Here is a 21,565-nt window from a genome sequence, read left to right on the forward strand (position 1 = left end):
CAGTTTTGATCAGTTCGGTGGTGGCAGTGGTGGCAGTGGCCGGAGAATGCAGCAAATACAGCGAGAAATCCGCCCAAAACTATTTCCATTTTTTCCGAAAAGCCACTAGAAAGCGCGCTTGGCATGTGTTCTATTGCACACATCCATCCAGTTAGTGGACGTACGTTCTTTGGCAACTTGAAAAACTAGAGGAAAACGCCCAGCGCGGAGCGTGGCGGGAGAATCGCTTAGCGCGTAGGGGAAAAGCGGGAAGCGCCGGGTCGGCGCGGAGCTTGACCCGGCCTACCAGAATTCCGAACTCCGAATTCTCCCTTCCGCCCTAGTAAAGTCGCACCTGCGGGTTGCCCCTGCGACATTACTCGCGGGCGATGGACTAGCGGGCTGTTCCTAAAGCGTTCCAACGGTTCGACTTAGGCCGCTTCTCCTACGGGGCTGAAAAATAATAGAGTCGCACCCAGTGCGATTTCGCGAAGTTGCGACTTTACTCCTCCCGCAGGCGTTGTAACCCCTACGCGCGTTGTACACATTCTGCCGATGGCGGAATTGCTAGCGTCCGTGGGGACACGAGCTATGGCCGAGCGCGGGAGTCGTCGATGTAGAGGGATGACTGGATGCTGTTGCGCGCTGAGGGACCGGCGCCGAAGTGTAGCTGTTGATCCGCCCTTCCCCTCTCTCCGCCGGCCTGCGTTGATGTTTGAGAATCGCAATCGCCAGTTGGACATTGCCGCACTTGTGCTAGTGGCGTTTACGCTGCTGGTGGGGCTGTCGCTCCTTACCTACCACCGCAGCGACCCCTACACGCTCAGCGGCGAGTCGACCGCCATGGTGTTCCCCGCTCCCCCGAGCCCACGCAACGCGTGTGGGCGACTAGGAGCGGTGATCGCTCACCAGCTGCTCGACAAGCTGGGTGTGGGAGCTTACTACGCTCTCGGTTCGTTGGTGGTCGTTGCAGGATTGATCGTCGTGCAGCGTCCGATCAATCAGCCGCTGATCCGCGCCGGCGGATGGCTGATGTCTCTCGCGGGACTTTGCACGCTCGCGGCACTCGTCCTGCCCAACTGGACGCCGGGTCCTGTGATTGGAGCGGGTGGCTACTTGGGGGCACTCGGTCGGGCATGGCTCGAAGCAAACTTTGCTCATGCTGGTTCGCTAATTTTCGCCTTCAGCTTACTGGTGGCGGGATTGTTGCTTGCGACGGACTACTTGATGTTCCAACTCGCGGCTTCGACGACGCGGTACTCATCGCGAGGTCTGGCGCAGCTCGGTCGTGTCGCGAAATCGACCCAGCGCGTGAAGTCGGACCTCGAGACCCCCATCAACCTCGACGGGGAAGACGAAGAGGAAGAATATGAAGAGGGTGAGTACGAATACGAGTACGAAGACGAAGAAGAGTGGGAAGAAGAGGAAGTCGAAGAAGACTCGCTGAAGGTCCGCACGCCCGGCACCAAAGCGACCGACGAAACAACCGCCGCAGAAGAGAAAGCAGCCTCGGCCGCGAGCAAGAGCACGCTAAGCCGCGTGGCCCAGAAGCTAACCGCGGCACTCACGGGCGAGTCGAAGACCGCAGAGGAACCCACGGAACCACCAGCCGAAGCCGCCGCGACGCCGGAGCCCGAAGCCGAGGACGAAGGACCGCGGTACAAGAAACCCCGTCAGAAGAGCGAACGCGAAGCAATCATCGAGCAGCTCCAAGCCGCCGACCACGGTGCCAAACCCACGGCCGACTATCAGCTTCCGTCGATCGAACTGCTCTCCCCGGCCGAGGAGTGCTCGTACGAGGAGCACGAGAAAGAAGTCCGCCGCAAAGCGAAGATCCTGGAGCGGACGTTCAAGAACTTCGGCTTCAACGTGAAGGTCGTCGAAATCGAGACCGGTCCGGTGATTGCGCAGTACGAAGTGCAACTCGAAGCGGGCTTGCGATTGTCGAAGATCACGGGTTTGTCGGACGACTTGGCGATTGCACTTCGCGTGCCGAGCGTTCGCATTGTGGCACCAATTCCGGGCAAGAACACCGTGGGCATCGAAGTGCCGAACGAAACCCGTCAGCTTGTTCGGCTGCGAGAAGTGATCGAAGAGACCGATGGCCAAGCCGCGCGGATGAAGATTCCGATCTACTTAGGTCAGGACGTCGCGGGCAATCCGATGGTGGTGGACCTCGCAGCGCTGCCTCACTTGTTGATCGCAGGCCGCACGGGTACGGGTAAGTCGGTCTGCTTGAACTCGATCATCGTATCGATGCTGATGACGCGTGGACCCGACGAAGTCCGCATGCTGATGATCGACCCGAAGATGGTCGAGTTGTCCGGCTACCGCAAGCTGCCGCATTTGATGCATCCGGTGGTGACCGACATGAAGAAGGCCGAGGCGATCTTGGCCTGGGCGGTCGACAAGATGGAAGAGCGTTACGCCCTGCTCGCACGAGCCGGTGTGCGACACATCAGTGTGTTCAATCAACTCGGCGACGAGGAGCTTCGCGAGCGCGTCCAACCCGCGAGCGAATCGGAATGGGAAGAAGTTCCCAAGCGACTGCCGTTCATCGTGATCATCGCCGACGAAATGGCGGACTTGATGATGACGGCTGGCAAGGACGTGGAGCAGCACATTATCCGCCTGGCGCAGAAGAGCCGAGCGGTTGGTATCCACTTGATTCTCGCGACGCAGAAACCCACGGTCGACGTGATCACGGGCTTAATCAAGAGCAACCTGCCCGCGCGCATCGCGTTCCAGGTTGCCAGCCGCGTGGACAGCCGCGTGGTGCTCGACGAAATGGGTGCGGACAAGCTGCTTGGCAACGGCGACATGTTGTTCCTCTCGCCCGGAACCAGCATGTTGCTCCGCGGCCAAGGCACTTATTTGTCCGACGACGAGATCACTCGGGTGGTCGATGCCATCGGCACCGAAGAACCACAGTTCGCCGGCGAGCTGATGCAACTTCGCACGAAGGAAGAAGTCGAGGCCACCGCGGGAAGTCTCAAAAATCGCGACGAGCTGTACGAAGCGGCCATCGAAGTGGTGGTTCGCGAAGGGCGTGGCAGCGTGTCGTTGTTGCAGCGTGCACTCGGCATCGGTTACGGCCGTGCCGCGCGACTCGTGGACTTCATGGCCGAGGATGGCATCGTGGGCCAGTACAACGGCTCGCAGGCCCGCGAAGTCGTGATCTCGATGGAAGACTGGGAAGCGATGCGAACCAGCGGCGGGGGTAATGGCGGAAGTTCAGCGCCCCAACCAGCTGCCCCGCCTTCACTCGACATGCTCGACGCGGGAACGGGGAAACGCTCGAACCGAATCGCTTACGCTGCGGAAGAAGACGAAGCGGACGAGGAGCCAGTCGTCTCCAAGGTCGCGTCGAAGCAACCAGCTCCCGTAAGCGAAGTCGCCGAGACGGAAGAAGAATACGAAGAGTACGAGGAGGAGTACGAAGACGCAGAAGAAGAGTACGAAGAAGATCCCGCAGCCGAGGAAGAGTACGAAGAAGAGGCCTACGACTCGGAGTACGAGGATGAGGCCGAGTGGGACGAAGAAGACTCCGCCGATGGCGAATGGGAGGAGGTGGACGAAGAGGAAGAAGAGAAGGTGAGTTAGACTTTCCAAGCCAAAAACCCCCCGCTCCAGAGGCATGGCAGACCCAAGCAAATGGGGAAATGCCTACCTTCGGTGGCAAATCCATTGCGGTTTCCCCACACTGAGACTAACTTGTCCTGTATGTGTGGGACGGGGCCGTTGTATTCGCCCTGACGTTCGGCGTCGGGTGGGAGTGGGGAACGCCCCCTGGATGAAGCGACCGTTGCCGAGACTTCAAAATCTCGACGGAGGTGTGTCTTCGTCTCCCGCTTTTGCAACTTGGATGTCCAACTTTGAAATTGGGGAAGTCTAATTAACCGCTACCTCCGTGCTGGTGCGCACGGTACTTGCACCACTAAGCTTCGAGCTCGATTAACCTGTGCTCGAAGTGTTCCGATGCTTGCTTTCAATTGGGCCATTGCTTTGGGACTATTGCTCACGGCGAACACCAATGCGGCCATTCTTGACCTGACGACTGCTAACTCGTCAGGTACGATCAACGGGGCGATCTACCAGCAAACGGATCCTTCGTCGACGGGCACGGGTGTTTTTAACGCATTCGTTCAGCTCAGTCCGTCTGGCAACAACGACACGGCCCATGGCTACAACACGACCGTCAACAACATTCTGAACAACGGTTCTTCGTCGCAGCACAACCACGCCATCACATTGGCAGAGGTCCCGCTCGTCGTCGTTGGCAACGCGCTTTATCGTGCCTTCTTGCTCGACATCAACGAATCAGCAGGGGGTACGAATGAGTTTATCTCGCTGGACGAGGTTCAGGTGTTCGCGGGAGGTGGAGCCAACCTGAGTGTTACCACCTTTGGCACCGTTCACGGCGCCGGCGTTCTCGATCATCCGGGCACCCTCGTCTATCGCATGGACGCCGTCGCCGACAGTTTCGTGATGCTCAACTACGACCTCAATACCGGGAGTGGCTCGGGCGACATGTTCTTGTACGTCCCGAATATCAATTTCGCGGGCTTCCTGCCGTCGGACCAAGTGGTGCTGTATTCGGCCTTCGGCGGCCAGGAAGCGAATCTCCCCGGCTACGGGGCAACCGCAGGATTTGAAGAATGGGGCATACCCTCGGGACTGCCGAATTCCATCCCAGAGCCGACCACTTGGACCATCGCCGCAGTCGGGCTGGTCGCCGCGTGGCGTTTTCGCGGTCGGACTTGACCCCGCTTGCCGAGCAGGTACACTTGAAAGCCTGACCTAACTCGTATCCTTCACCGTTTGTGCTTCCTTCGATGATGCTTCCCACTCTCCAACACGGCGTGCGAATCATTATTATTGCGGGAGTACGGCGGTCTTAGGGCGGTTCGGTACAATCCGATACACATCCAACCCTGAGGCCAAAAGCCTCGGGGTTTTTTCGTATCCCGGGTTATGGCCGATCATCGAACGCTGAAAGCTAACGACCATGAAGATCGAACTCTACGACACCACCCTCCGCGACGGCGCCCAAGGCGAGGGCGTGAACTTCTCGCTGGAGGACAAAGTGCTCATCGCGCGGCGGCTCGATGAGATGGGTTTCGACTACGTCGAAGGGGGCTACCCGCTGTCGAACCCCAAGGACGCCGAGTTCTTTCAGCGAATGCTCGCCGAACCGCTCCAGCACGCGAAAGTGTGTGCCTTCGGTATGACTCGTCGCCGCGGTGTGAAGCCTGCGGACGATCCGGGTATGAAGGCGCTTGTTGAGTCCCAGGCACCCGTCGTCACCATCGTCGGAAAGACCAGCGACTTTCACGTGCTTGAAGTCCTGCAGGTAACGCTGGAAGAGAACTTGGCGATGATCGCCGAGACGGTGGATTACTTCGTCAAGCTCGGCCGGGAAGTGATCTACGATGCCGAGCACTTCTTCGATGGCTGGAAAGCCAACCCCGAATACGCGGCAAAGGCCATCCGCGCCGCAGCAAACGCAGGTGCTTCGCGGATCGTGATGTGCGACACCAATGGTGGTAGCATGCCCGAAGAAGTCGCCCGCATTGCGAAAGAAGCCCGCGCGACCGTCACAACGCCGCTCGGTATCCACACGCATAACGACTGCGAGCTGGCAGTCGCTAACTCTCTCGCGGCTGTCGATGCCGGGGCCGTTCACGTTCAAGGAACCATCAATGGGCTTGGCGAGCGTTGCGGCAATGCCGATCTAGTATCGGTGGCCGCGAATCTCGCACTCAAGAAGCAGGGCTACGAAGTCCTGGAACGCGGCGAGCTCGATCACCTCACCGAGTTGTCGCGTTACGTCTACGAAATCGCCAACATGAGCTACCGCATCAACCAGCCATTCGTCGGCGCTAGTGCATTCGCTCATAAAGGTGGGATGCACGTCCACGCCGTGAACCGCGTGGCGCACAGCTACGAGCACATCGCCCCCGAAAGCGTCGGCAACGAACGCCGGGTGCTGGTGAGCGAACTGTCGGGCCGGTCGAACATCATCGCTCTTACGACCAAGCACGACATCGCGGCCGACAAGGAGCTGATGGACAGCATCCTTCGCGAAGTAGTCGACAAGGAGAATCAAGGCTATCAGTTCGAGGCCGCGGGTGCTTCGTTTGACCTCTTGGTGAAGCGGGCCGCCGGGACCTTCACGCCGCACTTCGAACTCGTGAAGTTCCATACGAGTGTCGAGAGTCGCGGTGGCACGCCAGTGACCGAAGCGACGGTCAAGCTGCTGGTTGATGATCAGGTGCTGCACGAAGTAGCGGAAGGCGATGGCCCCGTGAACGCCCTGGATGCCGCGCTGCGTAAAGCGCTCGGCAGTTTGTTCCCGAACCTCCGCGACATGCACTTGGTCGATTACAAAGTACGAGTGATCAACAGCGAAGCCGCAACGGCGGCCAGCGTCCGTGTGGTGATCGAAAGCCGGGACGAGGATGGCGAGGTGTGGGGCACCGTGGGCGTCGATGAGAATGTCATCCAAGCCAGCTGGGACGCCCTGGTCGACAGCATCGAGTACAAGCTGTGCAAGGACGAGGGGCAGGGCAAGTAGCGGTTCACGCTTGCGATTTGCTCGAACCAGCCAGGGAGGTAGAATAGAGACATGGAGTACACCATTCACGACTTGGGCGAAAAACTGGACGCTGCGATCATGGAGCGCGCTCAGGTCGAACACAAGACCGTCGATGTCGTCCTTAAAGAGGCGATCGAGCGGGGTCTTCAAACCACTCCCTCGCTTCAACCTCGGCGGGACCTTTCCGACGTGGCAGGTCAGTGCACCATCGATGCCGACTCGCTGGCGATTTTCCAGGACCAGCGGCGCATCGATCCCGAAATGTGGCGTTAGGGTGTCCACAGATGCGATTGATCCTTGACACGAATCGCTACGACGACCTGAATCGTGACGTAGTCGAAGCCGTCCAAGTCATTGCGACTGCCTCGGAGATTTGGTTGCCTCTCATCGTTCTCGGTGAGTTGCGGGCAGGTTTTGTAGGGGGATCGCAGACAGCACTCAACGAGCAGTTGCTTCTCAAATTTTTAAGTAAACCGGCAATCGAAGTGCTACTCCCGGATGCAAGTACCTCGGAATTCTACGCCTACACCTTCGACTCGCTGCGTCGAAGCGGCACTCCGATTCCCACCAACGACATCTGGATTGCCGCACTTGCGATTCAGCACAACTTGCCAATCTATTCTCGCGACCGTCATTTCCAGGTCGTGCCGGGCGTGCAATTGGTTTAAACCTCGCGGGGATTTCGCGAGATCCAACGAGCCTGCGGCTAAAATCTCACCCTTTGCGCATCGGTGCATTTCCGGGAAAATGGCCGGTTTGATGCTGGCCATCTCCACCACGCCTAAGCCGATCTGACGCCTCGCGGTGTCTGCTCGGCTCCACTTGATAAAGTCTTCGATGAAAGAACTTCCTGCGCAGTACGATCACGCGGCCGCTGAGAAGAAGTGGTATCCCTACTGGGAACAGCGGGGTTACTTCCATGCCGACCCCAAGCAGTCGCAAGCGGTAAATGGCAAGCCGCCGTACACGATCGTGATTCCTCCGCCGAACGTGACGGGAGCGTTGCACCTGGGGCACGCGCTCAACAACACGCTTCAGGACATCCTTATTCGCATGAAGCGGATGCAGGGATACAACACGCTGTGGATGCCGGGCACCGATCACGCGGGCATCGCGACGCAGGCCGTCGTGGAGCGGCGACTGCTGGCCGAGGAGAAAGTTTCACGCCACGACCTAGGTCGCGAAGGTCTTGTTGAGCGTATTTGGAAATGGAAAGAGCAGTACGAGAAGCGCATTCTCGGGCAGCTCAAGCAGCTCGGTTGCAGTTGCGATTGGGAGCGGACCCGGTTCACGCTCGACGACACCTGCGCCCGTGCGGTTCGCGAGACGTTCTTCAAGCTCTTCAGCGATGGCAAAGTCTACCGGGGCAAGCGGCTGGTGAACTGGGACACCTATTTGCAGACCGCGGTTTCGGACGACGAAGTGTTTCACGAAGCCGTGAAGGGCAGCTTCTGGCACTTCCGTTACCCCGTTATTGACGCGAAAGCGGGTGAGCCAACGCACGTGACGATTGCCACCACTCGCCCCGAGACCATGCTCGGCGACACAGCCGTTGCGGTACATCCCGAGCCCGCGAAGGCGCTGGCGAAGGCACAAGCGGAACTTGAGGCCCGCCTCGCCGCTGCACCCGCCAAGGAAAAGCCGCCGATACAGGCGCAGCTCGATGCGCTTCATGAACGTCGTAAGGACAAGCTTGCCGAGCTTGAAACGCTTGCCAAAATGGCGCAGCGCGGCGTGATGCTTGAGCTTCCACTTACCGGGCGGACGATTCCGCTGATCGCTGATGTGTGGGCGAAGCCAGAGCTTGGGTCGGGCTGCGTGAAGATCACGCCGGCGCACGATGCCAACGACTACGACGTTTGGCAACGCAATATTACGATTGGTGCCATCAACATCTTGAACCCTGATGGCACACTGAACGAGAGCGTGCCCGAGAAGTTCCGTGGTCTTACGATGAAGAAGGCCCGCGAGTTGGTGGTGGCGGATCTCGTAGAACTCGAACTGCACGATCCCGAAACCGACCGCGAAGACCGCGAAATCGAACTCGCCCACAGCGACCGATCGAAGACGCCAATCGAGCCGTACTTGGCGGACCAATGGTTCATTCGGATGGGTGACCATTATGAGTATTCTCTTGGTGCTCACAGAATCATCGCTGGTCATTTAGGAGTACCCGATGACAGGGAAACTGAGCGAGAGAATTTTAAGGCCACAATTGCCTCAGGCTTGGCTCAGTCGGCGATAGATGCTGTCGAATCAGGTAAAGTAAGCATTGTCCCCGCAAGGTACGCGAAGACCTATTTGGACTGGTTGGGCGAGAAGAGAGATTGGCCAGTCGGGCGTCAATTGTGGTGGGGGCACCGCATTCCAGTATGGACAAAGCACTTCTCGTCTAAAGTCGACTTTGACGCTGCTTGTGATGAAGCCGTGTCACTTCTAGCTTCCGATTACGATCCGGAATCGGAAGAAATGCCCGACATTCGTGAATCAATGCTTGATGTGTGGGATGATACAACAGGGACGGGGCAGATTTACTATTGTCTGCTTGACGACGAAACTCCCGTGATGTCCGCCATTGAAGCCGCTGGATTTATCCAAGAGACCGATGTCCTCGACACCTGGTTCAGCTCCGCCCTGTGGCCGCACTCGACGCTTGGTTGGCCGGAAGAAACCGACGAACTGCACACCTTCTACCCCACGACGACGCTCATCACGTCGCGCGACATCATCACGCTGTGGGTTGCCCGGATGGTGCTGATGGGCATCTACAACATGGGCGAGGTGCCGTTCCACGAAGTGTACATCCACCCGAAGATTCTCGATGGCTTCGGCGAGACAATGTCGAAGTCGAAGGGCAACGGCATCGACCCGCTCGACGTCATTCAGAAGTTTGGTGCCGATGCCCTGCGATTTGGTATCGCGTACCTGACCACCGAGACGCAAGATGTTCGCATGCCGGTGGAGTACGAGTGCCCCCACTGCGGCGCGCTGATTAAGCAAACCAAGAAGAACATGACGCTTGCACGGATCGAGTGCGAGAAGTGTAAGGAGCCATTTAGCACGCAGTGGGCGGAGAAGGACGAGGACAAGGCGCTCAAGCGTGGCGCGGTGGTGAGCGAGCGGTTCGAACTGGGCCGTAACTTCTGCAACAAGCTGTGGAACGCCTCGCGGTTCTCGCTGTCGAACTTGGATGGATACGAGCCCGCAGAGATCCAACCAGAAGACCTATTGCTGGAAGACCGCTGGATCCTTTCGCGACTGGCGACGGTGACTCGTGAGGTGACGCACGCGCTCAACACCTACCGCTACGCCGACGCCGCGCGGACGTTGTACGACTTTGCGTGGGACGAGTTCTGCAGCTTCTACATCGAGATGACGAAGGCTCGGTTCGAAGTTGCCGAGCAGCGGGCGGTTGCTCAGGCGGTGCTCGCGCACGGGCTGGATACGCTGCTGAGATTGCTACATCCGATCACGCCGTTTTTGACCGAGGAGGTATGGCAGCTTTTGAATGAGGTGGCGCCAAACCGTGGTCTTCCGACATCGGCTACGGCGGGAGAGAGTGTTTGCGTGGCGATCTGGCCCGAGTCGAATGAGGACTACGTCGACGCGGCCATTGAGGCACAGTTCGCCGAGTTCCAGGCGGTGCTTGGGGCAGTCCGCGAGATTCGCAGTCGGCAGAACATCACGATGAAGGAAGAGTTGGCGTTTCGGGTTACTTGCCCCGCGGAGGTCGCCGAGCGACTGGCGGCGATGCAGCCCTACTTCACGAAGATGGCGAACGCCAAGGCAACCGACATGGGGCCGAAAGTTACTCCCCCCGACGTGGCGGCGAGTATCCCGCTCGCTGGGAAGCTCGTTGGAATGGAAGTCCACGTTGACGTGAGCGCCTACATCGACGTCGAAGCCGAGAAGAAGCGGCTCGCGAGCGAGTGCGAGAAGCTCACCAAGTACATCGCGTCGATCGAAGGCAAGCTGAAGAACGACAAGTTCGTCGCCAACGCTCCGGCCGAAGTCGTCGATGGCGAGCGAGCCAAGCTTGCCGAAGCCCAAAAGCAACTGCTGAGTAACCAGGCGGCGCTCGAAAAGTTGGGGTAAGATTATCTCACGCAAAGACGCAGAGACGCGAAGTTAAGTAGAAGATAGTCGCGACTCCTTCGCGTCTTGGCGGCTTTGCGTGAGAATGTTGTTAGCTGTTTACCAAACAGAACGCATCGTAACTCTACCAAGGACCGGGGCTTCCTATGGCCATTCGACTTGCGGGATTAGTGCTGTTAGCAGTTCTCGCTTTGTTCCTAACGGGTAATTTGTCGCCTGCGGTGGAGCCGAAGGGGGATGATCCGCTGACCAAGGCGGTGACGGAGGTGCTCACCACGCAGGCGGGGCACTGGAACGAAGGGGATATCGATGGCTTCATGCGGTACTACTGGAAGTCGGACGATTTGACGTTCAGCTCGGGCGGGACTACGCGGCGGGGTTGGGACGAGACGATGCGGCGGTATCGCGAGGCCTATCCGACGGCCGCGGAGATGGGAAAGCTGACGTTCTCGGAGCTTGAAGTCCGCCCGCTTGGCGACACTGCGGCTCTGGTGCTCGGACGGTGGGCGCTTGAGCGGGACAAGGAGCCGGTCGAAGGGAACTTTACGCTGGTGATGGAGCAAATCGACGGGCAGTGGCTGGTGGTGCATGACCACACTTCGCGGCAGGCCGCGGAGTAGCATCGCTATTCTCCGCCGCAGCGGTTGCTTACAATGAGAGTCAGGACGCCACAGGCTTTTCACTCTTCGGATAAAGGAATCGCGATATGCCCGTTGCCATGGAGCTTTCGCGGATCATCATCAGCGAGATTAACGACAGTCAGGTCATCTATCTCAAAGAGGTAGAGGGGACGCGGACTTTCCCGATCCTGATCGGCATATTCGAAGCGACGAGCATCGACCGCCGGGTGAAGCACATCGAAACACCCCGGCCACTGACGCACGATCTGTTGGTCCAGTCGGTCGAAGCGCTCGGCGGTGAATTCCAAGACGTAGTGATTAGCGCGCTAAAGGACCACACCTACTACGCTCAGCTTCGTGTGCGACAAGAAGGCGAACTGATCGAGATCGACGCCCGTCCGTCGGATGCCATTGCCGTAGCGGTGACTTGCGATCCCCCGCTGCCGATTTACGTGGCAGAGGATGTGCTGACGGATTTGGCGAACGAGGAATAGGGAGATCTGCTCGCGATCAGCAAACTCCCCGCCCTGACGGGCGGGGCTCGATGAGGGTCGTGGATTAGCAGTGGCTGCTAAACTTCTAGCACGTCGGCGAAGGCTTTTTTGAGCGAGGCGAGGCCGGCTTCGCCTTTCGCGGCGTCGACCACTACGTTCACTCTCACTTCGCTGGTCGAGATCATCTCGACGTTGATGCCGGCGTCGTGCAGGGCTTTGAACATCCGCGTACCGACGCCCGTGTGGCTGCGGATGCCGACACCAGTGACGGTGAGGATGGCGATCTTTTCGGTACCCGCCACGGCTCCACCAACACGGGTGATGAGCTCCGACACAGTAGCAATCGCTCGCGGCAAGTCGGCCTGGGGCACGGTGAAGCTGAGGTTCGTGTGGCCGTCCTCGCCAATGCTCTGGACAATCATGTCGACCAGCACGCCTTCGCTCGCCACGGCTTCGAACACCTCGGCGGCGATGCCCGGTACGTCGGTCACCCCGGTGAGCGAGACGCGCGACTGGCTCATGTCGAGATCGACACCATGAATGGTCAAGTCTTCCATGTGTCGGAGGCGGTCGACCACTTCGACGGCCGTGTGTTCCTGCGGGGGAGCGATGGGTTCGCCGAAGGTCGATCGCTCGTGTGGCGGACGGTCGAGTTCGAACTCGCGATGCACCGCACGCAACGCGTCGGTCATGCGGGTGCGGTCTACCAGCACCGAGACTTTAATCTCGCTGGTGGTGATGGCGGCAATATTGATGCCTTCTTCGGCGAGGGCGCGGAACATGCGATCGGCTACGCCGCTTTGGGTGGCCATGCCGAGCCCAACAATCGACACCTTGGCTACGGCCGAGTCGTGCGACACATCGCCGCTGCCGATTTCCTCCATCGCGGCGTTGACCGCCGAGAGGGCTCGCTTGAGATCGGTTTCGGGAACCGTGAAGCTAATGTCGGTGGTGCCACCCGCTCCGATGTTCTGCACGATCATATCGACGGCGACGTTCTTTGCAGCGAGGCGCGAGAAGAGCGCGAAGCTGGTCCCCGGCTTGTCGGGGACGTGGCGGATAGTGATGCGGGCTTCGTCTTTGGTGAGCGCGGCACCGCTCACGGGGCGGTCGGCCGATTCGCTTTCGGGTCCAATCACCGTGCCGGGCTCGTCGGTGAAGACGGCGCTATTCTTGACGTGAATTGGTACGTTGAACTTCTTGCCGAACTCGATAGATCGGCTGTGCATCACACCGGCGCCAAGGCTTGCGAGTTCGAGCATTTCGTCGTGGCTCACTCGGTCCATCTTACGTGCTTCGGCCACCAAGCGAGGGTCGGTGGTGAAAACGCCATCGACGTCGGTGTAGATCTCGCACTGATCGGCCCCCAGCACCGCGGCGAGCGCCACGGCCGAGGTGTCGCTGCCGCCGCGGCCGAGCGTCGTGATGTTGAAGTCGTCGTCGATGCCTTGGAAACCACAGGCGATGACGATGTTGCCCTCGTCGAGCAGCTTCTGCATTCGCTCCGTAGAAATCGAACGGATGCGGGCTTTGGTGTGCGAGCTATCGGTGCGGATGCCGATCTGGCCGCCAGTGAGGCTGACGGCCTTCGCGCCGAGATCATGGATTGCCATCGCCATCAGGGCGACGGAAACTTGCTCGCCGGTCGAGAGGAGCATGTCCATTTCGCGAGCGGCAGGTTCGCCGCCGCCGACGCAGACCTGGTTGGCGAGGTCGATCAGCAGGTCGGTGTTCTTACCCATGGCCGAGACGACCATCACCACTTGATTGCCGGCCTGCTGAGCGCGAATCGCGCGGCGTGCCGCGGCGCGAATCTTTTCGGCATCGGCAACACTGGTTCCGCCAAATTTCTGAACGATGAGTGACATGGTCGTAAAACGGAATTCATTCCGCTAGCAACAGGGTGGTGAGTCGTACAAGCGGTGGGACGCGGAATGAATACCGCGGTTACTTTCCCACGAACCATCGCATCGCGTCCCAGCCTTGGTCGAACGCGAGTTTCGAGTTCGCGGCGCTGGTGTCGCCGTAACTGGTGAACTCGTCCGCTTCGATGCCAGTGCCGGCCAGGGCGACGGGGACGTAGCCGTGGGTGTGTTTCTTGGTGCTGAGGAACGTGGGATGGTCGGGGCTAATCATCATCCGCCACTCGCCACGGGCCTCGAGCGCTTCGCGAAGCGGGCCGACGATGTCGCGGTCGATCGCTTCGATTGCTTTCACTTTCTCGTCGGCTCGGCCTTCGTGCGACGCCTCGTCGGGGGCTTCGACGTGAACGCAGACGATATCGTACTTGTCCAAGGCCTCGATTGCATAGCGGCCTTTGGCGGCGTAGTCGGTGTCGAGATACCCCGTCGCGCCCGGCACTTCAATGCGGTCCCAGCCCACTAGGGCCGCGATGCCACGCAGCAGATCGACCGCCGTGATCATCGCCCCGCGGCGGCAGTATTTCTCGGCGAACGGCGTGAGACTCGGTGCCCCGCCCTGTCCCCACAACCAGACGTTGGTCGCCAGGCGCCGGCCGGCCTGCTTGCGGGCGAAGTTCACCGGGTGATGGGCGAACAGCTTCGCCGAGGCGGTCATCAGCTCGTCGAGCACGTTGCTGCCAGGGCCGCGCGGAAAAGCATCGGCGATGGGCAGATCGGTCCAGTCATGCGGGGCCTGAGTGCGAGTCTCGGTAGTAAACGGCGCGGCGAGCTTGCTTCCACGCCAGATGAGCAGATTGCGATAGCTGACGCCCGGCACGAACTCGAGCGCGCCGCGGAACTTGGGATCGCTCGCCACTTTCTCTTGCAGCGTCTTGAGCAGCGCCGTCGATTCTTCGGTCGACACGTGATCGGCGGTGAAGTCGATCATGATCTGGCCGTCGTTGACCGTGTCGCCCACGGTGACGACGTTGCAGCGAATGGCCCAGTCGCCCGGTGCTAGCTCGATGCCCTGCGCGGCGGCTTCCATCGGCGCGCGGCCGGTGAAGTGCTCGAACGGGTTGTAGCCCAAGAGGCTGAGGTTGCCGATCTCCGAGCCCGCCGGCAGCTCACGCGGCGTGTGGCAAGCCCGTGCCACCACGCCCGCAGCGACGAGTGCGTCCATGTTCGGGGTCGCCGCCGCTTCGAGAGGAGTCCGCCCACCGAGCGACTCCTGCGCCTGATCGGCCGCGCCGTCGGGGATGATGATGACGTATTTCATTGTTTGTATTGAGAAACCACAAAGGAACGACGGAACAACGACTAGCACACGATACGTTTGATCCCGTCCTTAAGCATCGGAACATTGAAGTTGAGCAGTAGCCCGAGGCGATTGTGGGATAGCTTTATGTAGGTAAACAACTGAGCTTCATGGATGGGAAGAAGCGATTCCACGGCTTTGAGCTCGACGACCAACTTTCCGCCAACGAGAATATCAATACGAAGCCCCCCATCAATTACCAAGTCGTCGTACTCAATCGGTAGGGCCGCTTGGCTTACAAATTCAATCCCTGCCTTCCTCAGTTCATGGCAGATGCAACGTTCGTAGACTGACTCCAAAAGCCCAGGTCCCAAGGAGCGGTGCACCTTAAAAGCGACATCTAAGACCTTCTTTGCCAATGCCTCAACGTCGCTAGAAACTGGTTCGTACACGTGGCCCCCCTAATCTTCGTTTCGTCGTTTCTTTGTGGTTCCAAAACTTGCCTTCAGTCCCGCACCCACAGCTTCACCGGTTCGGTGCGGCAGGCGGGGAGCTTGGCGATTTTGGCACAAGCATTGTCGGTGGCCGCTTCGCTGGCGGGGTGGGTCATGATCACCAGGCCGACCACGCCGCCGGGTTCGGTGGCCTCTTTCTGGAGCACCGAGGCGATCGAGATCCCTTCGTCGCCAAAAGCCTTCGTCACATCGGCAAGCACACCGGGGTGGTCTTCGACCATCACTCGGATGTATCGCTTGCCGGTCGACTTGGCGAACTCGCCTTGCTCGACGCCCCGTAGTTCTTCGGACCACAGCCCGAGCGAACGGAATGTAATCGCCGTGCGACCGACGGCCGTATCGATCAGGTCGGCCACCACGGCACTTGCCGTCGGCATCTGCCCGGCACCCTGGCCGTAGAAGAACAGCGGACCCACCGCGTCCCCTTTGACCAGCACGCCGTTGAAGGGGCCACTCACTTCGCCGAGCGGGCTGCCGGCACGTACCAGCGCGGGGTTGACCTCGCAGTCGAGCCCCCAGTCTTTGAGGTCGGCGATCGCCAGCAGTTTGATGCGATACCCCATTTCCTCGGCGTACTGCACGTCGATCAAGTCGAGCTTGTCGATGCCCGACCGCGGAATGTTCCGCCAATCGAGCCGGGCACCAAACGCTAGGTGGGCGAGGATCGCCAGCTTTTGCGCGGCGTCGCTGCCATCGACGTCCATCGCGGGGTCGGCCTCGGCGTAGCCAAGACGCTGGGCTTCGGCGACGGCGGCGGCGTAGTCGTCGCCTTCTTGCATCTTGGTAAGGATAAAGTTGCTGGTGCCGTTGAGGATGCCATGCAGCGAGGTGATTTGGTTCGCACTCAGACACTGGCCAATGTTCGCAATGATCGGAATGCCACCGGCGACCGAGGCCTCGAAAGCTACGCTGCGGCCAAGCTCGCGGGCCGTGTCAAAAATTTCGGGCCCGTGCTCGGCGAGTAGAGCTTTGTTGGCCGTGACCACGTCTTTGCCCGCTTTGAGGAGTCGGAGCATGACCGTGCGGGCGGGCTCCAAGCCCCCCATTAGCATCGCGACCACTTCGATCTCGGGGTGGTTGATCACCTCGTCGACGTCGTCGGTCAGGACACCGGCGGGCAAGTCGCAGCCGCGGGCCTTCTTGAGATCGCGGACCGCCGCCTTCTCAAGCCACAACACCCGTCCCGCGTGCCTAGCGGTCCGGTCGCCATGGTCGAGGAGCAACCGCGCAACGCCCGAGCCCACGGTGCCGACGCCAATGATGCCAACTTTGGTCTTTTCCACGGTGATCTACCCAAGTGCCAAGGTGCCCGCCAATCACGCGAATGGGCGCGAATTGCGATTTGCAGGAATTCGCGAGGATTAGCGTGATTCGCGGGCTGTTTTGAAGCCTGTATGGTAGTTGTCCCGTCGCCGGAACGTCAACGGGCGCGGCGGTTTGCGCTGAGCCGACGCGGTTGCTACAATGGATGGTATACCAACGTAGTCCGCGGGGTGTTTTTGACCGATTGCCTGCTGGCTTCGGCGCGCGGATTGGTTCGGCACCATCACCTTTGGGAACAGGTACACATGACAGTTACAAAAACGATTGTCGACGTCAGCGTCCCCGCGCATCAGGAAGGTAGCTGCGGGTACCGGCTACCGTTGCTATTGAGCTTTGCCTTGCTCTGCGGCACCTTGCTCTGCGACTTGGCCCGTGCCGAACCCCCGCGATCGACTGCGGCCGATCCTGCGCCGTCGCACGCCTCCGCCGCCAAGCGATCGGGTCGTGTTGTCTTCAACAACGATGGCAGCGAAACGGCTTTGCGAATGACCGAGCCGACCGCTGAGGCACTCGTATCCGTACGCACGACCCCTGTGGTGGGAACGGGTGTGAGCACCGTGTCCTACTGCACGCGCTCGTCCGGGTTTGGCTTGTTTACGCACGAGACGAAGATTGGCGATGTCTTCACTACGCGCGAAGGACGCTATCGTAACAATCAGACGGCGGCGCTTATTGAGGCCGGGCTCGACCCATTGCGGGTAGTAGTCGACTATTGCCACGCCAACGACTTGGAGTGTTGGTGGAGCATGCGGATGAATGATACGCATGACGCGCAGCGGGGATCCGAGCCAGAGGTCCTACTTGGCATGAACACGCTCAAGACCCAACACCCCGAGTATCTCTTGGGCAGCCCGGGCAAAAAGCCAAAGATCGGTGCGTGGACAGCGGTAGATTACCTGCGGCCCGAGATTCGCGATCTTGCTTACCGCTACGTCGAAGAAGTCTGCCAGAATTACGATGTCGATGGCATTGAGCTTGACCTCACCCGCCATCCCGTGTTCTTTCCCTCGAACGCCGCCGGGAAGCCGGCTACTGCGGAAGAACTCGCGGCGATGACCGACATGATGCAGCGGATTCGCGCCATGACTCAGCGGGAAGCGGCACGTCGTGGGCGGCCGATCCTGGTGTCCGTGATCTGTCCCGACTCGGTCGGCTACTGCCGCACCATCGGTTTGGCCATCGACGATTGGATGGAGCAGCAATTGCTCGATATCTGGATGCCAGGTGGCAAGTTCCAACTGGAGAACTGGGATCAGGCGATAATGCTGGGAAAGCGATTCCAAGTGGAAGTGGTGCCGAATCTGCACAACAGCTACGGCCGCGACGAACTTGCCAAGCAACAACGCGCTACCGTCGAAAGCTATCGCGGTCGGGCCGCCTCGGCGTGGGGGGCCGGTGCCGATGGAATCTACCTCTACAACTTCCCGACTGATTTTGATCCGCAGGTCTACGAGGAACTGGGGAACCGTGAAGCCCTGGCCACCTTGGACCGCGACTATTTCGCCTCGCCACAGGGAATGTTTCTTTCCGCCAATGGTTGTTTCCCACTCGATGACTTTCAACAAGCGGAGAACCTCAACCCTAGCCACCCAAAACAGCTCAGGACGACCAAGGCCACGACGGTCCGCTTGTACGTGGGAGATAAACTGGCCGCGACTCCTGGCATGAAAGTGAACCTGCGGGTGCGATTGGACGCGCGGCGTGATCCAGCCGAGCTCGAGTGTCTGTGGAATCAGCAGCCGATCGAATTTACGACGGCCGACGGCAACTGGCTGGAAGCGGAAGTTTCCCCCGAGAGCGTCCTTCAGGGCGAGAATCAATTGCAGGTCACGCCGGTGAAAGATGCATCGCCAGGGAACCTCTTGGACGCGGTATTGCAGGTACGACCGCGTATATCGCCTTAAAGACAACCTCCGTGGCGGTTTGCGCTTACGGGACGAACGGGTAGAATCGGTGGTTTGGCTTAGTGGTCGCGGCGTCCGGGGTCGGGGACGACCCGGCTCACTGGTCGCTCTCGAACCATCCGTCCTCCTTTACTCGCATCTCCCCAATATGCCCCGCTACAACCCTGCTGTGATCGAGCCCAAGTGGCAAGCTTTTTGGGAGCAGAACAAAACGTTCGCGACGCCGCGGATGCCGGCCGCGGGGCAGGAGAAGTTTTACGCGCTCGACATGTTCCCTTATCCCAGCGGCAATGGGCTGCACGTGGGGCATCCCGAGGGGTACACGGCGACCGACATTGTCTCGCGTGCCGCGCGGATGCAAGGCAAAGCCGTCATGCACCCGATGGGGTTCGACTCGTTTGGCCTGCCCGCCGAAGAGCACGCCATCAAGACCGGCGAGCATCCGCGGGTCAATACCGAGCAGAACATCGACACCTTCCGGCGTCAGCTTAAGATGCTTGGTTTCAGCTACGACTGGGACCGCGAGATCGCGACGACCGACGTCGAGTATTTCCGCTGGACGCAGTGGATCTTCCTGCAACTCTACGACACCTGGTTCGACAAAGAGCAGCAGCGAGGCCGGTCGATCGGTGAGCTCGAGGTGCCAGACGATGTGGCCGCGATGGGGGACGACTTCGCCCGCAGTTGGGTCGACGAGCAGCGGCTCGCCTACCAAAGCTCGGCGCCGGTGAACTGGTGCCCCGCGCTTGGCACGGTGCTGGCCAACGAAGAAGTGATCGACGGCAAAAGCGAACGCGGCGGTCACCCCGTGGTCCGCATGCCCCTGCGTCAGTGGATGCTCCGCATCACGGCGTACGCGGAGCGATTGGAGAAGGATCTTGAACTCTTGGATTGGTCCGAAGGCATCAAGGCGCTCCAGCGGAACTGGATCGGGCGGAGTACGGGGGCGGAGGTCGACTTCTGGATAAGTGGGACGAGCGATGTCTCTGGTCGTGGCCGAGATCCCGCCGAGATAGAATGTGCAAAGTTTCTAGACAGAAGAATGTGGGGTGGTTACCCACAGAAGCCCAACGACGACGTACTTCGCATCTATACAACGCGTCCCGACACGCTCTACGGGGCGACGTACATGGTGATTGCCCCCGAGCATCCCTACGTCGAGCGACTCACCACGCCCGAGAACGCTGAAGCGGTGCGGAAGTACTGCGACGCGGCGTCGATGAAGAGCGACCTCGACCGCACCGAACTCGCCAAGGATAAGACGGGCGTGTTCACGGGTAGCTACGCCATCAACCCCGTGAATGGCGAGCCAGTGCCGATTTGGATCGCCGACTACGTCCTCATTAGCTACGGCACCGGTGCGATCATGGCGGTGCCGGCGCACGACGAGCGGGATTTTGAGTTTGCTCAGAAGTTTGGTATTCCGATCAAGGCGGTCATTCAGCCCGGCGATCACATCTCGGCCGAGGATGCTGCGAAGATCCTGGCCGGCGAAATGGTCTATACCGAGCCAGGTATCGCCATCAACTCGGGCGAATACAACGGGCTCGCCACAGAAGCTTTTAAGGCCAAAATCACAAGCTGGCTTTCTACACTCGGCCTTGGCCGCGAGGCGGTGAACTACAAACTCCGCGATTGGCTCTTCAGTCGGCAGCGGTTCTGGGGCGAGCCGTTCCCCATCCTGCACGAGCTCGACGACGAGGGAAACAAGACGGGCCACGTCATTGCGGTGGACGAGAGCGACCTGCCGGTCGACCTGCCGCACCTCGAAGATTTCAAGCCACACGGTCGACCCGAGCCACCTTTGGACAAAGCTCCCGAGGAATGGCTTTACCCGGTGATCGATGGCAAACGCTACAAGCGCGAAACCAACACTATGCCGCAGTGGGCCGGTAGTTGCTGGTACTACTTGCGATTTCTGGATCCCACCAACACGGGCGCGGCGATCGATCCCGAGATCGAGAAGGCGTGGATGCCGGTCGACCTCTACGTCGGCGGTGCCGAGCACGCGGTGCTGCATCTCCTGTACTCGCGGTTCTGGCACAAGGTGCTGTACGACCGCGGCCTGGTGTCGATGCCCGAGCCGTTCCAGAAGCTCGTGAACCAGGGCATGATTCTGGGCGAGAACAACGAGAAGATGTCGAAGAGCCGCGGCAACGTCATCAATCCCGACGACGTGGTCAAGGAGTACGGTGCCGATTCGCTGAGGTTGTACGAGATGTTCATGGGCCCGCTGGAAGCGACCAAGCCGTGGAACATGCAGGGCGTCTCCGGCGTGTACAACTTCCTGGGCCGCGTGTGGCGGCTTCTAGTCGACGATCGTGCCGACGACATGGTACTCGCGTCGACCGTCACCGACGCCGCGCCGACCGAAGAGCAACTTCGCGTGCTGCACAAGACCATCAAGGCCGTGACGGCCGACATCGCGAATCTTTCGTTCAACACGGCGATCGCCCGCATGATGGAGTTCGTCAACTTCTTCACCAAGGCGGGAACCATCCCACGGGAATGTGCGGAGTCGCTGGTGCTGCTCTTGGCGCCATTTGCACCGCATATTGCCGAAGAGTTATGGCAACTGCTGGGTCACGAGGATACACTGGCATACGAGCCGTGGCCCACGTTCGACGAGCGACTGGCCCAGGACGACACCGTCGAGATCCCGGTGCAGGTGAACGGCAAGTTGAAGTCCAAAGTGAGCGTCCCCGCAGGTGCGGATCGGGACGCCACGGAAGCCGCCGCCCGCGCCGACGCGCGCGTGGCGGAACTTGTCGAAGGGAAAGAACTCGTCAAACTCGTCGTGGTGCCAGGCAAGCTGGTGAATTTTGTGATCAAAGGGTGAAGCACCACCGCTAGGTAGGCATGGCAGCCAGTATTTGCA

The 21,565-nt window shown here is 59.9% G+C and carries 14 protein-coding genes; 10 read left to right on the top strand and 4 right to left on the bottom strand.

Features of this window, described 5'->3' with window-relative positions; all coding sequences use genetic code 11:
- Positions 1-690 precede the first annotated feature (690 nt).
- The 8 genes from SH292x_RS16670 (at position 691) to SH292x_RS16705 (ending at position 11,786) form a co-directional block, all read left to right on the top strand.
- Positions 691-3,582, top strand: coding sequence for a DNA translocase FtsK 4TM domain-containing protein (locus SH292x_RS16670; protein ID WP_442482143.1), 2,892 nt, complete (start codon positions 691-693; stop codon positions 3,580-3,582).
- 375 nt (positions 3,583-3,957) lie between these two features.
- Complete coding sequence (locus SH292x_RS16675) at positions 3,958-4,743, top strand: hypothetical protein (RefSeq protein WP_442482144.1); 786 nt, start codon at positions 3,958-3,960, stop codon at positions 4,741-4,743.
- Positions 4,744-4,987: 244 nt separating this feature from the next.
- Positions 4,988-6,556, top strand: a complete 1,569-nt coding sequence (gene cimA / locus SH292x_RS16680; protein WP_442482145.1) for a citramalate synthase — start codon at positions 4,988-4,990, stop codon at positions 6,554-6,556.
- Positions 6,557-6,607: 51 nt separating this feature from the next.
- Entirely contained in the window at positions 6,608-6,850 is a 243-nt protein-coding gene (locus tag SH292x_RS16685; protein ID WP_442482146.1) for a hypothetical protein, read from the top strand.
- Positions 6,851-6,861: 11 nt separating this feature from the next.
- Positions 6,862-7,245: a type II toxin-antitoxin system VapC family toxin gene (locus SH292x_RS16690; RefSeq protein WP_442482147.1), complete on the top strand. Its 384-nt coding sequence runs from the start codon at positions 6,862-6,864 to the stop codon at positions 7,243-7,245.
- A 169-nt stretch (positions 7,246-7,414) separates the two neighbouring features.
- Positions 7,415-10,672, top strand: a complete 3,258-nt coding sequence (locus SH292x_RS16695; RefSeq protein WP_442482148.1) for a valine--tRNA ligase — start codon at positions 7,415-7,417, stop codon at positions 10,670-10,672.
- Between the two features lie 146 nt (positions 10,673-10,818).
- A complete protein-coding gene (locus tag SH292x_RS16700; protein WP_442482149.1) occupies positions 10,819-11,292 on the top strand; it encodes a YybH family protein in 474 nt (157 codons plus the stop codon).
- 86 nt (positions 11,293-11,378) lie between these two features.
- The gene (locus SH292x_RS16705) at positions 11,379-11,786 is read left to right on the top strand and encodes a bifunctional nuclease family protein (RefSeq protein ID WP_442482150.1); all 408 of its coding nucleotides are present in this window, start codon (positions 11,379-11,381) and stop codon (positions 11,784-11,786) included.
- A 77-nt stretch (positions 11,787-11,863) separates the two neighbouring features.
- Here the strand turns inward: SH292x_RS16705 and SH292x_RS16710 are convergent, their stop codons facing one another.
- The 4 genes from SH292x_RS16710 to SH292x_RS16725 form a co-directional block, all read right to left on the bottom strand.
- Positions 11,864-13,654 (bottom strand): aspartate kinase, encoded by a 1,791-nt coding sequence (locus SH292x_RS16710; RefSeq protein ID WP_442482151.1) that lies wholly within the window; start codon positions 13,652-13,654, stop codon positions 11,864-11,866.
- Positions 13,655-13,733: 79 nt separating this feature from the next.
- The gene (locus SH292x_RS16715) at positions 13,734-14,966 is read right to left on the bottom strand and encodes a cofactor-independent phosphoglycerate mutase (RefSeq protein WP_442482152.1); all 1,233 of its coding nucleotides are present in this window, start codon (positions 14,964-14,966) and stop codon (positions 13,734-13,736) included.
- Positions 14,967-15,007: 41 nt separating this feature from the next.
- The gene (locus SH292x_RS16720; RefSeq protein ID WP_442482153.1) at positions 15,008-15,397 is read right to left on the bottom strand and encodes a GxxExxY protein; all 390 of its coding nucleotides are present in this window, start codon (positions 15,395-15,397) and stop codon (positions 15,008-15,010) included.
- 53 nt (positions 15,398-15,450) lie between these two features.
- Positions 15,451-16,743, bottom strand: a complete 1,293-nt coding sequence (locus SH292x_RS16725; protein WP_442482154.1) for a homoserine dehydrogenase — start codon at positions 16,741-16,743, stop codon at positions 15,451-15,453.
- Positions 16,744-17,028: 285 nt separating this feature from the next.
- Here SH292x_RS16725 and SH292x_RS16730 point away from each other — a divergent pair, with 285 nt between their 5' ends.
- On the top strand, positions 17,029-18,687 hold the full coding sequence (locus tag SH292x_RS16730; protein WP_442482155.1) for a hypothetical protein: 1,659 nt from the start codon (positions 17,029-17,031) through the stop codon (positions 18,685-18,687).
- A 148-nt stretch (positions 18,688-18,835) separates the two neighbouring features.
- Positions 18,836-21,526 carry a leucine--tRNA ligase gene (gene leuS, locus SH292x_RS16735; protein ID WP_442482156.1) on the top strand — a complete coding sequence of 897 codons (2,691 nt, stop codon included), beginning with the start codon at positions 18,836-18,838 and terminating at the stop codon, positions 21,524-21,526.
- Positions 21,527-21,565: the final 39 nt, after the last annotated feature.

The organism is Aeoliella fuhlenseeensis (genome assembly GCF_052161615.1).
GTDB lineage: Bacteria > Planctomycetota > Planctomycetia > Pirellulales > Lacipirellulaceae > Aeoliella.

Bases quoted from the DNA above. Each gene is read 5' to 3' on its own strand.
- SH292x_RS16670 (WP_442482143.1), top strand. From the start codon at position 691: ATGTTTGAGAATCGCAATCGCCAGTTGGACATTGCCGCACTTGTGCTA.
- SH292x_RS16675 (WP_442482144.1), top strand. From the start codon at position 3,958: ATGCTTGCTTTCAATTGGGCCATTGCTTTGGGACTATTGCTCACGGCG.
- cimA (WP_442482145.1), top strand. From the start codon at position 4,988: ATGAAGATCGAACTCTACGACACCACCCTCCGCGACGGCGCCCAAGGC.
- SH292x_RS16685 (WP_442482146.1), top strand. From the start codon at position 6,608: ATGGAGTACACCATTCACGACTTGGGCGAAAAACTGGACGCTGCGATC.
- SH292x_RS16690 (WP_442482147.1), top strand. From the start codon at position 6,862: ATGCGATTGATCCTTGACACGAATCGCTACGACGACCTGAATCGTGAC.
- SH292x_RS16695 (WP_442482148.1), top strand. From the start codon at position 7,415: ATGAAAGAACTTCCTGCGCAGTACGATCACGCGGCCGCTGAGAAGAAG.
- SH292x_RS16700 (WP_442482149.1), top strand. From the start codon at position 10,819: ATGGCCATTCGACTTGCGGGATTAGTGCTGTTAGCAGTTCTCGCTTTG.
- SH292x_RS16705 (WP_442482150.1), top strand. From the start codon at position 11,379: ATGCCCGTTGCCATGGAGCTTTCGCGGATCATCATCAGCGAGATTAAC.
- SH292x_RS16710 (WP_442482151.1), bottom strand. From the start codon at position 13,654: ATGTCACTCATCGTTCAGAAATTTGGCGGAACCAGTGTTGCCGATGCC.
- SH292x_RS16715 (WP_442482152.1), bottom strand. From the start codon at position 14,966: ATGAAATACGTCATCATCATCCCCGACGGCGCGGCCGATCAGGCGCAG.
- SH292x_RS16730 (WP_442482155.1), top strand. From the start codon at position 17,029: ATGACAGTTACAAAAACGATTGTCGACGTCAGCGTCCCCGCGCATCAG.
- leuS (WP_442482156.1), top strand. From the start codon at position 18,836: ATGCCCCGCTACAACCCTGCTGTGATCGAGCCCAAGTGGCAAGCTTTT.